Annotated in this window: 14 protein-coding genes; 10 read left to right on the top strand and 4 right to left on the bottom strand. The window is 63.3% G+C overall.

Going from position 1 to position 13921, the window contains the following annotated elements; translation table 11 throughout:
- The first annotated feature begins 109 nt into the window (after window positions 1-109).
- Both AB2B41_RS18365 and hmuQ read left to right on the top strand, forming a co-directional pair.
- Window positions 110-907: a ChaN family lipoprotein gene (locus AB2B41_RS18365; RefSeq protein WP_367879278.1), complete on the top strand. Its 798-nt coding sequence runs from the start codon at window positions 110-112 to the stop codon at window positions 905-907.
- A gap of 13 nt (window positions 908-920) precedes the next feature.
- Window positions 921-1244 (top strand): heme-degrading protein HmuQ, encoded by a 324-nt coding sequence (gene hmuQ, locus AB2B41_RS18360; protein ID WP_367879277.1) that lies wholly within the window; start codon window positions 921-923, stop codon window positions 1242-1244.
- A 238-nt stretch (window positions 1245-1482) separates the two neighbouring features.
- On the opposite strand, the gene AB2B41_RS18355 is transcribed toward hmuQ, so the two are convergent.
- Window positions 1483-2610: a cupin domain-containing protein gene (locus tag AB2B41_RS18355; RefSeq protein WP_367879317.1), complete on the bottom strand. Its 1128-nt coding sequence runs from the start codon at window positions 2608-2610 to the stop codon at window positions 1483-1485.
- A 189-nt stretch (window positions 2611-2799) separates the two neighbouring features.
- Here AB2B41_RS18355 and AB2B41_RS18350 point away from each other — a divergent pair, with 189 nt between their 5' ends.
- Both AB2B41_RS18350 and ugpB read left to right on the top strand, forming a co-directional pair.
- The gene (locus tag AB2B41_RS18350) at window positions 2800-3777 is read left to right on the top strand and encodes a 2-hydroxyacid dehydrogenase (protein ID WP_367879276.1); all 978 of its coding nucleotides are present in this window, start codon (window positions 2800-2802) and stop codon (window positions 3775-3777) included.
- A 153-nt stretch (window positions 3778-3930) separates the two neighbouring features.
- Window positions 3931-5238, top strand: coding sequence for a sn-glycerol-3-phosphate ABC transporter substrate-binding protein UgpB (gene ugpB / locus AB2B41_RS18345; RefSeq protein WP_367879275.1), 1308 nt, complete (start codon window positions 3931-3933; stop codon window positions 5236-5238).
- Window positions 5239-5259: 21 nt separating this feature from the next.
- Here the strand turns inward: ugpB and AB2B41_RS18340 are convergent, their stop codons facing one another.
- Both AB2B41_RS18340 and AB2B41_RS18335 read right to left on the bottom strand, forming a co-directional pair.
- Window positions 5260-5622 (bottom strand): hypothetical protein, encoded by a 363-nt coding sequence (locus AB2B41_RS18340; RefSeq protein ID WP_367879274.1) that lies wholly within the window; start codon window positions 5620-5622, stop codon window positions 5260-5262.
- The gene (locus tag AB2B41_RS18335) at window positions 5582-5881 is read right to left on the bottom strand and encodes a hypothetical protein (RefSeq protein WP_367879273.1); all 300 of its coding nucleotides are present in this window, start codon (window positions 5879-5881) and stop codon (window positions 5582-5584) included. The genes AB2B41_RS18340 and AB2B41_RS18335 overlap by 41 nt, the downstream gene beginning before the upstream one ends.
- A gap of 82 nt (window positions 5882-5963) precedes the next feature.
- On the opposite strand from AB2B41_RS18335, the gene ugpA reads away from it, so the two are divergent.
- The 3 genes from ugpA to ugpC are packed head-to-tail and all read left to right on the top strand — an operon-like array spanning window position 5964 to window position 8709.
- Window positions 5964-6845, top strand: a complete 882-nt coding sequence (gene ugpA / locus AB2B41_RS18330) for a sn-glycerol-3-phosphate ABC transporter permease UgpA (RefSeq protein ID WP_367879272.1) — start codon at window positions 5964-5966, stop codon at window positions 6843-6845.
- A gap of 17 nt (window positions 6846-6862) precedes the next feature.
- Window positions 6863-7699 (top strand): sn-glycerol-3-phosphate ABC transporter permease UgpE, encoded by an 837-nt coding sequence (gene ugpE, locus AB2B41_RS18325; RefSeq protein WP_367879316.1) that lies wholly within the window; start codon window positions 6863-6865, stop codon window positions 7697-7699.
- Window positions 7700-7701: 2 nt separating this feature from the next.
- The gene (ugpC, locus tag AB2B41_RS18320; RefSeq protein ID WP_367879271.1) at window positions 7702-8709 is read left to right on the top strand and encodes a sn-glycerol-3-phosphate ABC transporter ATP-binding protein UgpC; all 1008 of its coding nucleotides are present in this window, start codon (window positions 7702-7704) and stop codon (window positions 8707-8709) included.
- Window positions 8710-8782: 73 nt separating this feature from the next.
- Here ugpC and AB2B41_RS18315 read toward each other — a convergent pair whose 3' ends face one another.
- A complete protein-coding gene (locus AB2B41_RS18315) occupies window positions 8783-9796 on the bottom strand; it encodes a Fe(3+) ABC transporter substrate-binding protein (protein WP_367879270.1) in 1014 nt (337 codons plus the stop codon).
- Between the two features lie 225 nt (window positions 9797-10021).
- Here AB2B41_RS18315 and AB2B41_RS18310 point away from each other — a divergent pair, with 225 nt between their 5' ends.
- The 3 genes from AB2B41_RS18310 to gap all read left to right on the top strand — a co-directional run bounded on the left by AB2B41_RS18310 (window position 10022) and on the right by gap (window position 13901).
- A complete protein-coding gene (locus tag AB2B41_RS18310; RefSeq protein WP_367879269.1) occupies window positions 10022-10978 on the top strand; it encodes a TAXI family TRAP transporter solute-binding subunit in 957 nt (318 codons plus the stop codon).
- A 51-nt stretch (window positions 10979-11029) separates the two neighbouring features.
- Complete coding sequence (locus tag AB2B41_RS18305; RefSeq protein ID WP_367879268.1) at window positions 11030-12802, top strand: TRAP transporter permease; 1773 nt, start codon at window positions 11030-11032, stop codon at window positions 12800-12802.
- A 91-nt stretch (window positions 12803-12893) separates the two neighbouring features.
- On the top strand, window positions 12894-13901 hold the full coding sequence (gene gap, locus AB2B41_RS18300) for a type I glyceraldehyde-3-phosphate dehydrogenase (protein ID WP_367879267.1): 1008 nt from the start codon (window positions 12894-12896) through the stop codon (window positions 13899-13901).
- Window positions 13902-13921 lie beyond the last annotated feature (20 nt).

The following is a 13921-nucleotide window of genomic DNA, read 5'->3' as shown; positions in this document are numbered from 1 at the left end:
CCCGAAGGCAGGCTGCGCGCCGGGGTCGCATGGAACCGGGCGAGGGTCGGCCTATGTCAGCGACAGGATCAAGAGAGAGGAAACGGAACCGGTGAGGGGACGTCTGATCATGCTGTTTGCGCTGCTTCTGACAGCGCTGCCTGCCGCCGCGCGGGAGCTTACCGTTGCACAGACCGCGCAGATGCTTGCCGCTGACGTGGTGATCCTGGGCGAGATCCATGACAACGCGCTGCACCACGAAGGCCAGGCGGCGCTGATGGCACAGCTCGCGCCGAAGGTCGTGGTTTTCGAGATGCTGAGCCCCGAGATGGCCGCGCGGGTCAACGGGGCGGACCGGCGCGATATTGAGGCTCTTGGCGCAGAGATCGGCTGGGCCGAGGCGGGCTGGCCCGACATCGCGCTTTACGCCCCGGTGTTCGAAGCGTTGGGCGATGCTGTTGCCGTTGGCGCGGCCGCCCCGCGCGAAGAGGTGCGCGCGGCATTCGCTGAGGGCGCGGCTGCGGTCTTTCGCCCGGGGGCGGCGCGGTTCGGTCTGGAAAGGGACCTGCCCGCGGCCGAGCAGGCGATGCGCGAACAGATGCAGTTCGAGGCCCATTGCGAGGCGATGCCGCTGGAGATGATGGGTGGCATGGTCGAGGCGCAGCGGCTGCGCGACGCGGCCTTTTCCGCCGCGACGCTGGAGGCGCTGGAGGCCCATGGTGGCCCGGTGGTGGTGATCACCGGCAACGGACACGCGCGGCGCGACTGGGGCATGCCCGCGCTGCTAGCGCTGGCGGGGCCGGAGGCGAGCGTTTATAGCGTCGGGTTCGTCGAGGCGCCGTCCGCGGAAGATGATCCGCGTTTCGACATGACCATCGTGACCGACCCCGCGCCGCGCGAGGACCCCTGCGCGGCATTCATAAAATAGACCGGAGAGACCCATGTATATCGCGATGAACCGTTTCGAGGTGAAGCCCGAGAACGCCGAAGCCTTCGAGGCGATCTGGCTGGGACGGGACAGTCACCTGAAAGAGGTGGATGGCTTTGTGGAGTTCCACATGCTGCGCGGGCCTGAGCGGGAGGGGCGTATCCTTTATGCGTCGCATTCGGTCTGGGCGTCGGAGGAGGCGTTCCTTGGCTGGACGCGGTCGGAGGCATTTCGGGCGGCGCATAAGGATGCGGGGAGCACCATGAGCCTGCATGAGGGTGCGCCGGTCTTTGAAGGGTTCAAGACGATCCAGCATATTTCCTGCCGGCAGGCGTGATCCGATTGACGCGCTGACGCGCGACGACATGCTTGGCGGCGGCTGCGCCGTGAGCCCCAGTGCCGTGTGTTGTGCGGGTTGATGAGTGGGCCCGTTTTGCTGAGAGGCGCTTGAGGGCGCGATGCGTCCTCAAGGCACCTTATCGAGGGTGGGGGCGATTCTGCACGGCCTCAAGGACAAGCCGCGCAAAGCGCGGTCGCTTCGCGATCCTTGACCCCGCGCAGAATCACCGGGTTGGTCAGCTGTCGAGGGTTGTGTTGAAACTGGCGGGAAGGGTGACTTCGATCACCTCGCAATCCGCCGATGGGTCGGTGAGGCGGGTCTTGAGGAAGGGCGGGATCACGAAGGCGTCTCCCGCGACCAGCGCGTGGCTGTCGCGTCCTTCGGTCTGGGCCTCGAGTGTGACGCTGCCTTCCTTGACGAAGGTGAAGAGGATGTCGGTGTCGTGGCTGGCCCAGGGGGTTGCCGTGTCGGCGCTTTTGGGGCGGGCGACTTGGACGCCGGCGACACCTGCGGTACCGGTGCCGATGCCGGTGTCGCGGGCCTCCCATCCGGGAAGGCGCCAGTCGGTCCAGGTGGCCTCGGATTCCTTGTGGTGGACGAATTTCGTGCCGTCCCAGTCGCGGTCGGGATCGCCCTTGCCGTTGGGCAGCTCCATCACGTGGTCGATGGTGGTGATGTGTTCGGCGGGCACGCCGATTTCCAGCACTTCGACGTTGTCGGAAGCCTCGAGCACGCGGTGGCGGATTTGCGGGGGCTGGATGACGCAATCGCCCGCCGAGAGGATGAAGGGATCGCCCTGGTCCTCGTAGACCAGCCGCACCCAGCCGCGGTAGCAGAAGATCAGCTGGAAGCCGACCGTGTGGTAATGGACCATGTCCGGCACCGGGCCGCCGTCGGGGATGCGGATGTGGCTGGCGATGATCGAGCCGCCCAGCCGGTCGGTGATGAGGTCGCGGTAGCGCATGCCCGCCCGGCCGATGATCCAGCTGTCACTGTCGGCGAGGCGGCGGACCATGAAGCTGTGCCGCGTTTCGGGGATCACGAGAGGCGGGTTGGCGTCTTCGATCTCGACCCGGTTGCCGTTGGGGGTGGTGAGCACCGTTTGGCCTGCGGCGAAATCGGCTGGGTTCTCGACGTAGAGGCGGACGATGCCGGGGCCCGTGTCGCTGTGGCGGTCGAGCCGGAGACGCAGGCCGTGGCCCGAGATCACGGCGACCGCCGGATCGTCGGCGGGATAGATCGTGTCGAGGCGGAAGCCGAGGTCATTCAGGAAGAAGGGCATCTCGGTCTTGAGGTCCTGCACGGGCAGCACCAGTTCGGCGGCGCGGATGGCATCGGGGGACAGGGGCGCGGGGGAATTCATGGCGAGGATACCTTGCTGGAACGGGGGGCTGCGGGTGCCGGGAGGCAGCGCGGCAGCCGTTTCGTCAGGAAAGTCGCACACCGGCAAGGGGCTTGCAACATCGGGGCGCGGGCGAGGCCGATTGTACCTTGATGCGCTTTGCGCCAGAGTGCGCGGCGTCATACCCAGAGCAACGAGAGAGAGCCTGACGTGCCGAGCCTGCTGATCACCCGACCGCTGCCTGAAAAAGTTGTCGCCGCTGCCGAGGCTCGGTTCGACGTGACCTTGCGGTCAGAGAACACGCCCCTGAGCAAGGCGGAGATGACGGCGGCGCTGGCGGAATATGACGCGGTGCTGCCGACGCTGGGCGATGCTTTTTCGGCGGATGTCTATCCTGACGAGGTGCGGTGCAGGATCCTTGCCAACTTCGGGGTGGGCTTTAACCACATCGACGTTGCGGCGGCGCGGGCGGCGGGGCTGGAGGTGACGAACACGCCCGGTGCCGTGACCGATGCCACGGCGGATATCGCGATGACGCTGATCCTGATGACCTGCCGCCGCGCGGGCGAGGGGGAGCGGATGGTTCGGGCGGGCAAGTGGCCCGGCTGGAACCCCACGCAGCTTTTGGGCATGCACGTCAGCGGCAAGACGCTGGGCGTCGTTGGCATGGGGCGGATCGGCAAGGCCATTGCGCTGCGCGCGCAGGCGGGGTTCGGGATGAGGGTGGTGTTTCATAACCGCTCGAAGGTGGCGGAGGCCGGCGTCGAGGCGGAACAGCTTGAGCGGCTGGAGGACGTGATGGCGGCGGCAGACGTGGTGGTGCTGGCGGTGCCCGCGACGCCGCAGACGCATCATCTGATCGACGCGGCGGCGCTGTCAGCGATGCGGCCCGAGAGCTATCTGGTCAATATCGCGCGGGGCGATATCGTGGACGAGGCGGCGCTGATCGCTGCGTTGCAAAAAGGAGAGATCGCCGGGGCGGGGCTCGATGTCTACGAATTCGAGCCCAAGGTGCCGGAAGCGCTGCGGGCCATGGAGAATGTCACGCTTCTGCCGCATCTGGGGACCTCGGCGTTGGAGGTGCGTGAGCAGATGGGGTTGATGGCGGTCGATAACCTGATCGCCTTCTTCGATGGAAAGCCGGTGCCGAACCCGGTGTGCCCCCCTTTGGGCAGTGACACAATCTGAGGTCGAAAATGTCTTGCCTGCGCCGCGGTCTTCGGTCCAGAGTGCGGGTCTGTTTGCATGTTACAAAACTTCACACTTCGGGTCGTTGCCATTCAGAAGCGGCGCCTGATACGTGATTTCTGCAACCACAACCGATCTGGGAGGATCAACATAATGGTAAAGAATTTTCTTTTCGCCGGAGCCTCGACGCTCGCGCTTGCTGCGCCCGCAATGGCGCAGACGGAGGTCGAATTCTGGCACGCCTTCACCGGCCGTCTGGGCGAGCTGGTGGCGGAGCAGGTCGAGACCTTCAACAACAGCCAGTCCGACTACACCGTCGTGGCCACGCACAAGGGCAATTATTCCGAGACGCTGAATGCCGGGATCGCGGCCTTCCGCGCGGGCGAGCAGCCCGACATCCTGATGGTGTTCGAGGTGGGCACGGCAACGATGATGGCGGCACAAGGCGCGATCAAGCCGGTCCACGAGGTGATGGCGGATGCCGGAGCGGAGTTCGACCAGGATGCCTATATCGGGTCGGTGAAGGGCTATTACACGTCCTCTGACGGCAACATGCTTTCGCTGCCCTTCAACTCTTCCACGCCGGTCCTCTGGGTGAACCGCAACAAGCTGCAGGAGGCGGGGATCGACCCCGATACGGATCTTTCGACCTGGGAGAAAGTGGGCGATGTACTCGGTCAGCTGAAGGATGCGGGTGTGTCATGCCCGATGACGACCGCATGGCAAAGCTGGATTCACCTTGAGAATTTCTCGGCCTACCATGACGTGCCCTTTGCCACGCAGGCCAATGGTTTTGGCGGAACGGATACCGAGCTTGCGCTGAACGGTCCGGCGCAGGTGGCGCATATCTCGGCCATGGGGGAATGGGCCAAGGACGGCAAGTTCATCTATGCCGGTCGCCGCAACGAAGGTGGCGCGAATTTCCGGGGTGGCGAATGTGCGCTCTTTACCGAAAGCTCGGCGGGCTATGCCGGGATCAAGGCAGAGGCGCAGTTCGACTTTGACGTTCGTCCGCTGCCCTATTGGGAAGCGGTGGCTTCCGAGCCGCAGAATACGATCATCGGCGGGGCATCGCTTTGGGTGATGGCCGGCCAGTCGGACGAGGAATACAAGGGCGTTGCAAGCTTCCTGAACTTCCTGTCCTCGCCGGAAATCCAGGCCAAGTGGCACCAGGACACCGGCTATCTGCCGATCACCGAGGCCGCGGCGGACCTGACGCGCGAACAGGGTTTCTACGATGCCAATCCGGGAACGGACATCGCGGTGATCCAGATGACGGCGAAGGCACCGACGGACAATTCCAAGGGTCTGCGTCTGGGCTCCTTCGACCAGATCCGGGGGATCATCGACGAAGAGCTGGAAGCCGTCTGGGCGGGTGACAAGTCCGCTCAGGAGGCGCTTGATTCCGCGAAAGAGCGGGGCGATGCGCTGCTGCGCCGCTTCGAGCAGGCGAACCGGTAAGAGGATTGACGGGGAGGCGGGTCAGCCTGCCTCTCCGTTTTCCGTAAGCCTGTTCATGAACCTGCTGAAATGGTCCTGACCTTCAGTGAAGATGGCGTAGAACTGGACGGTCTCGAGGGCGTCATCTGTACTGTACCAATAGGTGGTCCGGTCGAATGTCACACGGCGGAAAAGACGGGTACGGGTCTTGATCGGGGCGCCGACGTGGGGGGTATTGGTGATACGATGAATGTTGTCGATAATCCGTCGAACTCGGATCCTTGCAAGCTGATCGGCCGACGCGATGTCATGGCCGAATTCGTGGTGTTGCGTCTGGAAGAGAAACTCGTTGATTGCCTCGATGTCATGCTCGGCGCTTGCGGTCAGTATCGCTTTCCAGGCCACGTTCCTGCGTCTTCCTTTCGATCATTTGATCCACTCTTTGACGGAATTCGGGTAGTTCCAGGAATGGCCCCTTTGCCCGTTCTTCCAACATCGCGACGAAAGCCTCTTTCTCCGCCTCGAACGCCTCGTCCTCGCGCCGCTTCGCTTCGAGTGCCTGTTGGATCACGGCGCTGGTCGACGACGCGCGGCCTTCGGCGACTTGGCGGCGGGCGTATTCGGCTTGCTGATCCGAGATGGAGACGGAAATCTTGACGACCATGGGAATACTCCTTTGCGACATGGTGCCACCCAGTCATACTTGGGTCAATTGTCTATCGGATCAAGGTTGACGGAGGTCTGATATGGAAAAGCGTGTCACCTTCAAGGGCATCTGGCTGCCGCTGCTGCTGGTTCTGCCGCAGATTGTGATTACGGCGGTGTTCTTCTTTTACCCGGCGGGGCAGGCGATCTGGCAGTCGCTGTTCATTCCGGACCCCTTCGGGTTGTCGATGCAATTCGTGGGGCTGGGGAATTTCGAGTTCCTGTTTTCCTCCAGCCATTACAGGGCGTCCTTCGTCACAACGGCGATCTTCTCGATCCTCGTGACGCTGGTATCGATGGGTGTCGCGCTGTACCTTGCGGTGCTTGCCGACCGGCTGATCAAGGGGTCGGGTGTGTATCGCACCCTGCTGATTTGGCCCTACGCGGTGGCGCCTGCCGTGGCCGGGGTGCTGTGGCTTTTCATGTTCAACACGCGGGTGGGCGTGGTGACCTGGTACTTGGGGATGCTGGGCTACGACTGGAACCACGTGCTGAACGGCGAGGAGGCGATGGGGCTGGTCGTCGTGGCCTCGGCCTGGGGGCGGATCAGCTATAACTTCCTGTTCTTCCTTGCCGGACTTCAAGCGATATCGCGCAGTGTGATCGAGGCGGCGGCGATTGATGGCGCGCATTTCTGGACGCGGTTCCGCACCATCGTCTTTCCATTGCTGTCGCCGACCACATTCTTCTTGCTGGTGGTCAATATCGTCTACGCCTTCTTCGAGACCTTCGGGGTCATTCACACGATCACCTCCGGCGGGCCGCAGCAATCGACGACGATCCTTGTCTACAAGGTCTATGCGGACGGCTTCGTCGGGCAGGACCTTGGCTCATCCGCCGCGCAGTCGGTGGTGCTGCTGGTGCTGGTCGGTGTGCTGACGATCATCCAGTTCAAGTTCATCGAGCGCAGGGTGCATTACTGATGGAAACGCGCGAGGGCATGGTTGAAAAGCGGGGTGCGGGGCTGTGGCTGACGCACCTGGGGCTTATCGTGGGGTTGTTCTTTATCTTCTTCCCGATCTGGCTGGCTTTCGTGGCGTCCACGGTCGACCAGTCCGAGATCGTGCGGCCGCCGATGCCGCTTTGGCCCGGGGACCAGTTATTCGAGAATTACCGCAAGGCGCTGGTGTCGGGCGTGAATGCGCCGGTGGCGATGATGATGCTGAACAGCCTGATCATGGCGATGGGCATCGCCATCGGGAAGATCGTCATCTCGCTCCTCTCGGCCTTCGCGATTGTCTATTTCCGGTTCCCGGGGCGGCGGCTGTTCTTCTGGCTGATCTTCCTGACGCTGATGCTGCCCGTCGAAGTGCGGATCGTGCCGACCTACGAGGTGATCGCGAATTTCGGGATGCTGAACAGCTATAACGGGCTGATCTTTCCGCTGATCGCCAGCGCTACGGCAACGTTCCTGTTCCGGCAGTTCTTTATGACCGTGCCGGACGAGCTGGCCGAGGCCGCGCGGGTGGACGGGGCGAAGCCCATGCGCTTTTTCTTAGACATCCTGCTCCCGATGAGCCGGACGAATATCGCCGCACTTTTCGTGATCCTCTTCATCTACGGCTGGAACCAGTATCTCTGGCCGCTCTTGATCACGACCGATCCGTCGATGAATACCATCGTGATGGGCATCAAACAGATGTTCCCGTCTGGCGACGACTTTGCTGACTGGCCGGTCATCATGGCGACCTCGATCCTTGCGATGATCCCGCCGGTTATTGTCGTGGTCTCGATGCAGAAACTCTTTATCCGCGGCCTTGTAGACAGCGAGAAATAACCATGGCGACAGTCAGCTTGCGCGACGTGCGCAAATCATTCGGCAAGACGGACGTGATCCACGGGATCAACATCGACATCGCGGATGGGGAGTTCATCGTGATCGTTGGGCCGTCGGGCTGCGGCAAGTCCACTCTGCTGCGCATGGTCGCGGGGCTGGAAACGGTGACAAACGGAGAAATCGAGATTGGCGGGAAGGTCGTCAACGGGCTGGAGCCGATGGAGCGGGACATCGCGATGGTGTTCCAGAACTACGCGCTTTATCCGCATATGTCGGTCTTCGACAACATGGCCTATGGGCTGAAGATCGCGGGCACACCCAAGGGAGAGATCGCGGCAAGGGTGGAGGAAGCGGCGACGCTTCTTCAATTGAGCGATTATCTCAAGCGCCGTCCGCGCGAGCTGTCGGGCGGTCAGCGGCAGCGGGTGGCGATGGGGCGGGCCATCGTACGCAAGCCTGCGGTGTTTCTGTTTGACGAACCGCTGTCGAACCTCGACGCCAAGCTGCGGGTGCAGATGCGGCTGGAGATCAAGCAGTTGCAGCGGCGGCTGGGGGTCACGTCGCTGTACGTGACGCACGATCAGGTGGAGGCGATGACGATGGCGGACCGGATGATCGTAATGAACGGCGGGGTGGCGGACCAGATTGGCAAGCCGCTGGAGGTTTACGGGAACCCGCAGACGGAGTTTGTCGGTGGGTTCATTGGCTCGCCGCCAATGAATTTCCTGGATGTGAAGCTGGCCAAGGACGCGCCTGCAGATGCCGTTCGGATGGGGGTGCGGCCGGAGCATGTGGAGATTGCCGAGACGGGTGCGCGGGCGCAGGGTGAGGTGATGTATGCCGAGGCGCTGGGTGCGGAGACGCTGGTGCATGTGAAACTGGCTGACGGCAGCGTCGCGACCGTGCGGCAGGACGCGGCCAGGCCGCAGCCGGAGGAAGGGGCGCAGGTCGGACTTGCCTGGTCCGCGGCGGATCAGGTTGTGTTCGATGCCCGCGGGCAGCGGTGCTGAGAGATTCCCGGTTCTGAACGGAAAAGGGGCGCGCCATTGGCACGCCCCCGGGACTTCGCCTTGATCGGGTGGCTTACTTCCAGCCGACTTCGTTGAAAATCTTCTGCGCCTCCGGCACGTTCTTGGCGACGACGGAGAGGTTTACTTCGTCTGCCTTGAACTCACCGAGCTTGGCCACGCTTTCGCTCAGGCTCACGCCCGCCACGGCAGGGAATTCATCGTTTCCGGCAGAGAAATACTGCTGCGCCTGGTCGGAGGAGAGGTATTCGAGGAACTTGATCGCGTTCTCGCGGTTCGGCGCATGGGCAGCGACGCCGCCGCCCGAGAGGTTCATGTGCGCACCTTCAGCGTCCTGCGCCGGAAAGACCCAGCCGATCTGGTCGATGCTGGCGCTGACGCCGTCCACATCGGTGCGCAGGGCGCGGGCGAAGTAATAGGTGTTGGCGATGGCGATGTCGCACTGGCCCGAGACGATGGCGCGCAGCTGATCCGTATCACCGCCCTCGGGGTCACGGGCGAAGTTGGCGACGACGCCCGCCGCCCATTCCTTGGCTGCTTCCGCGCCGTGGTTCTCGATCACCGCGGCCAGCAGGGTCTGGCTGTAGACGTTGGACGAGGAGCGGTGGCAGACCATGCCCTTGTAGGCAGGATCAGCGAGCGAGACGTAGTCCTGGGGCGGGTCGGTCACGTCGTTCTTGTCGTAGAAGATGATCCGCGCGCGCTGGGAGAAGCCGAACCACTGGTTGTCGCTGTCCTGAAGATGGGCGGGGATGCGATCTTCGAGCGTCGCGCTGTCGATGGATTGCAGGACGCCTGCATTCTTGGCGCGTTCAAGGCGGGAGGTGTCGACGGTGAGGAGGATGTCAGCCGGTGAATTGCGCCCCTCGGCCTGCATCCGCGCGATCAACTCGTCCGCGTTGCCCTCGATGCGGTTGATGGCGATGCCGGTGGCCTCGGTGAAATCGGTATAGAGCCGCTCGTCGGTGTCGTAGTGGCGGGAGGAATAGAGGTTCAGTTCCTCGGCCATGGCGGTGGTGCCGATGAGGGTCGCAAGGGCGCCGAGGCTGAGGCGGGTGAGGGATGGCATGGGATGCTCCTGTTGTTTAATCCGACTTAAATTGTCAGATATCAGGATTCGCGGGGAAGGCAAGATTGTTTAGTGAAATTGTCGGGATTTTTGAAAGGCAGACGGATTTGCTTTCTTGCCGCCGCACAACTCTGCCGGTGAAATGCGCGGCAACGGGATATCGAGCGCGCTTGTCAAAGGTCTGCGGATGCGGAAAGATCGCGGCAATTGATAAGGGAGAGACCAATGAAATTCATGAAGATGATTGCGGCCACCGCGACCGCCGTCGCGCTGATTGCCCCTGCCGCCTGGGCCGAGACACGGGTAACCTACAAGTCCGCCAAAACGGGATCGTCCTATTACCAGATGGGCGTGGAGATCGCGGAGGCCATGAAGGCCGGTACCAACGGCGATGTGATCGTCACCGTGGAAGAAAGCCAGGGCTCCGTGCAGAACGTGATGGAGGTGCGTGCGCGGGGCGGGGACTATGTGTTCACCACGCCGCCTGCCCTGGTGGGGCTGGCGCAGGGCGGCAAGGCGATGTTCGAGGGCAAGGGCGATCCGGCCTTTGACGAGATCCGCGCGCTCTTTCCGATCCCGTCGCTGACCATGCACTTCGTGATGAGCGCCGACAGCGGGGTTGAAAGCTTTGCCGATCTGGAGGGTAAGACCATCCTTCTGGGCAGCGGCACCTTCGGCGCGACGGAAGGGGAGAAATACCTCAAGCTCTTCGGTCTGGAGGGCAAGGTGACAATCGCGGATGTCGAGTTGTCGAACGCTGTCGCTGCGTTGAAGAACGGGCAGATCGACGGGTTCGTGACCGCAGGCTCCTACCCTGCGCCGAACGTGATCGAGGCGGCTGCCTCGGCGGATGTGAAGGTGCTGTCGCTTACCGATGAACAGGTGGCGGAGACCAAGCGCACGCGGCTGGTGATCCCGGCGGGCACCTATGCGGGGCAGGATGCGGATATCGTGACGACCTCGCTGCCGGTGGCGGCCTTTACCACCACCAAGATGGATGACGAGACGGCCTATCTTCTGACCAAGACCTTCTGGGAGCGTCAGGAAGCGCTGGGCAATGCGGCGGCATGGTGGAACGCGGTGACGCCCGACATGCTGAGCAACATCACCTCGGCCATCCATCCGGGTGCGGTGAAGTACTACAAGGAAGTGGGCGTCGCGTTGAGCGACGCGCATATGTAAGAGCTTTGCCCCGGCTGGCGCGGCTGGCCGGGGCGTGTTCCGGTTCCCGACATGACTGACAACCCGAGACCCGCCATCTGGGTTGCGCTGGGCGTGCTGACCTGCGCCTTCCATCTTGGGCTGATCTTCTACGGACTGGTCCCGAACCTGGTCAGCCGCCCGCTGCACATGGCGCTTGTGCTGCCCTGGGTGTTCCTGTTCGCGGTCGAGGGGCGGGTCCGGCAGATCAGCGGCGCGGCGATTGCTGCGATCGGGATCGCCTGTTGTCTTTGGATCGCCTGGAATCATCAGGTGTTGCGCAACCAGTATGGGTTTCTGGAAGGTCGCGCGCAGGTCTGGTTGGCGGTGGCGCTCTTGCTGATCGCCATCGAAGGGGCGCGGCGGATGATCGGCTGGCCCTTGCCGCTGGTGGCGCTGGCGGCATTGGCTTACGGGCTTTTCGGGCAGTACCTGCCGGGGGAGTTCGGGCATTCGGGCACGCCGCTGCCGTCGTTCCTTGGGACGCTGACCATTGCGGAGGGGGGGCTTTGGGGAAGCCTCACGGGCGTTTCGGTTTCCGTCGTGTCGATCTTCGTGATCTTTGGCGCGGTGCTGAACGCGGGCGAGGCGGGTCAGGGCTTTATGAACGTCGCATCCGCCGCAGCCGGGCGGCTGAAGGGCGGGGCGGCGAAGGTGTCGGTGCTGTCCTCCGCGCTCTTCGGCTCGATCTCGGGATCGGCCTCGGCCAACGTCGCCTCGACCGGGGCGATCACCCTGCCAGCGATGACGAAGCTGGGGTACCCCAAGCGGCTCGCGGCGGCGGTGGAGGCGGTGGCCTCCTCGGGCGGGCAGATCATGCCGCCGCTGATGGGGGCGGGGGCCTTTGTCATGGTGGAACTGACAGGGGTTCCCTATACGCAGATCATGGTTGCGGCGATCCTGCCAGCGCTGCTCTATTTCTTTGCCGTCTGGATGGGGATCAACGCCTATGCCGGACGCTTTGACCTCAAGGGTGTGCCGGAGGACGAGCGGCCGGGCGTGCGGGATGTGATCGTCACCTCGGCGTTTTTCCTCGTGCCTTTCAGCGTCCTGCTGACGGCGATGTTCGCGCTTGGGTTCACCCCGCAATACGCCGCCTGCCTGGCCGTGGTGGTCGCGGTGCTGGCGTTGGCCTTTGATGGACGGCGCGGGTTCGATCCGCAGCAGTGGGGTAGGCGGCTGGCGGATGCCGCGCTGTCGGCGGGCAAGCAGGTGGCGATGATCGCGTCGATCATCATCTGCGCGTCGATCATCATCGGAGTGCTGGGGATCACCGGGCTTGGGGTCAAGCTGACCAGTGTGATCCTGTCGGGCTCCGGCGGGTCGCTCTGGCCAGCGCTGCTGCTCACGGCATTGGCCTGCCTTCTGCTGGGGATGGAGGTGCCGACAACGGCGGCCTATGTGATCTGCGTTTCCGTAGCCGGGCCCGCGCTGATCGAACTGGGGCTCGAGCCATTACAGGCGCATCTGTTTGTCTTCTGGTTCGCGCTTCTGTCGACGATCACGCCGCCGGTGTGCGGAGCGGTCTTTATCGCGGCCGGGATGATCGGCGAGAACTGGCTGCGCGTGGCGCTGACGGCGATGGCGCTGGGGATCGGTCTTTATCTCATTCCGTTGGGAATGATCGCGAATCCACGGCTGATCGACCTTGGCGCAGCGCCTCTTGCGGCGATCTGGGCGGCGCTGCGCGTGGCGGTGGGTCTGTCGCTGATCTCTTACGGGCTTATCGGCAAATCGGCACTGCCGGTGCGGGTGTTGCTGTGCGCGGCGGGGCTTGGCGTGATTTTCGCGTCGCTCGCGCTCTAGCCTGAGGCCCGTCTCTTCGCTTGATTTTGGAACTTGTTAGCGCTAACAAGCGCTCAACCAATGATCCATAGCCATTACGGGGGCACCAGCCATGACGACGAGCATTGCAATCAACGGTTTCGGGCGGATCGGCCGCTGCAGCCTGCGCGCCCTCTTCGAGATGGGCCGCGACGATCTGGAGATCGTTGCCATCAACGATCTTGTGACCCCGGATCACATGGCGCATCTGCTGAAGTACGACTCGGTTCACGGTACCTTTCAGGAGGATGTTTCGGTCGAGGGGGACACGCTGATCGTGGGTGGCCGCAAGATCAGGCTGACCGCGAACCCGAAACCGGAAGACCTGCCGTGGTCGGATGTGGACGTGGTGCTGGAATGCACGGGGCGGTTCACCAGCAAGGATACGGCGGCGAAGCATCTGGACAACGGATCGAAGCGGGTTCTGGTTTCGGCCCCCGCATCGGGGGCGGATCGGACTGTGGTCTTTGGCGTGAACCAGGACGAGCTGACCGGCGCGGATGTGATCGTCTCGAACGCCTCCTGCACGACGAACTGTCTTGCCCCGGTGGCGAAGGTGTTGGACGAGACCTTCGGGATCGAGACCGGTTACATGACGACGATCCACGCCTACACGGGCGATCAGCCGACCCATGACCGGGATCACAAGGACCTCTACCGCGCCCGGGCGGCGGCGCTGTCGATGGTGCCGACCTCGACCGGGGCGGCAAGGGCGATCTCGCTGGTGTTGCCGAAGTTGAAGGGCAAGCTGGAAGGCTCGGCGATCCGGGTGCCGACGGCGAATGTGTCGATGGTTGACCTGACGGTGATGACCTCGAAAGCGGCGGATGTGGATGCCGTAAACGCCGCGATGAAAGAGGCGTCGTCCGGCGCGCTGAAAGGGGTGCTTGGATATGAGACGGCGCCGCTGGTGTCGTCCGACTACAATCACAACCCGCATTCCTCGATCTTTGCCCCGGCGCTGACCAGTGCAACCGATGGCGGCATGGTGCGTGTCGTAAGCTGGTACGACAACGAATGGGGCTTTTCCTGCCGGATGCTGGATGTGGCGGCGCATATGGGCGGGCTGCTGGAAGGCTGAGCCGCTCTGTGGCATAGGCG

It is taken from the genome of Sulfitobacter sediminis (assembly GCF_040811725.1).
GTDB lineage: Bacteria > Pseudomonadota > Alphaproteobacteria > Rhodobacterales > Rhodobacteraceae > Sulfitobacter > Sulfitobacter sediminis.
This window is presented reverse-complemented; position numbering and strand designations above follow the sequence as displayed.

What these genes read in the sequence shown, in the direction of transcription:
- AB2B41_RS18365 (WP_367879278.1), top strand. Translation starts at nt 110, where the DNA reads ATGCTGTTTGCGCTGCTTCTGACAGCGCTGCCTGCCGCCGCGCGGGAG.
- hmuQ (WP_367879277.1), top strand. Translation starts at nt 921, where the DNA reads ATGTATATCGCGATGAACCGTTTCGAGGTGAAGCCCGAGAACGCCGAA.
- AB2B41_RS18355 (WP_367879317.1), bottom strand. Translation starts at nt 2,610, where the DNA reads ATGAATTCCCCCGCGCCCCTGTCCCCCGATGCCATCCGCGCCGCCGAA.
- ugpB (WP_367879275.1), top strand. Translation starts at nt 3,931, where the DNA reads ATGGTAAAGAATTTTCTTTTCGCCGGAGCCTCGACGCTCGCGCTTGCT.
- AB2B41_RS18335 (WP_367879273.1), bottom strand. Translation starts at nt 5,881, where the DNA reads ATGGTCGTCAAGATTTCCGTCTCCATCTCGGATCAGCAAGCCGAATAC.
- ugpA (WP_367879272.1), top strand. Translation starts at nt 5,964, where the DNA reads ATGGAAAAGCGTGTCACCTTCAAGGGCATCTGGCTGCCGCTGCTGCTG.
- ugpE (WP_367879316.1), top strand. Translation starts at nt 6,863, where the DNA reads ATGGTTGAAAAGCGGGGTGCGGGGCTGTGGCTGACGCACCTGGGGCTT.
- ugpC (WP_367879271.1), top strand. Translation starts at nt 7,702, where the DNA reads ATGGCGACAGTCAGCTTGCGCGACGTGCGCAAATCATTCGGCAAGACG.
- AB2B41_RS18315 (WP_367879270.1), bottom strand. Translation starts at nt 9,796, where the DNA reads ATGCCATCCCTCACCCGCCTCAGCCTCGGCGCCCTTGCGACCCTCATC.
- AB2B41_RS18310 (WP_367879269.1), top strand. Translation starts at nt 10,022, where the DNA reads ATGAAATTCATGAAGATGATTGCGGCCACCGCGACCGCCGTCGCGCTG.
- AB2B41_RS18305 (WP_367879268.1), top strand. Translation starts at nt 11,030, where the DNA reads ATGACTGACAACCCGAGACCCGCCATCTGGGTTGCGCTGGGCGTGCTG.
- gap (WP_367879267.1), top strand. Translation starts at nt 12,894, where the DNA reads ATGACGACGAGCATTGCAATCAACGGTTTCGGGCGGATCGGCCGCTGC.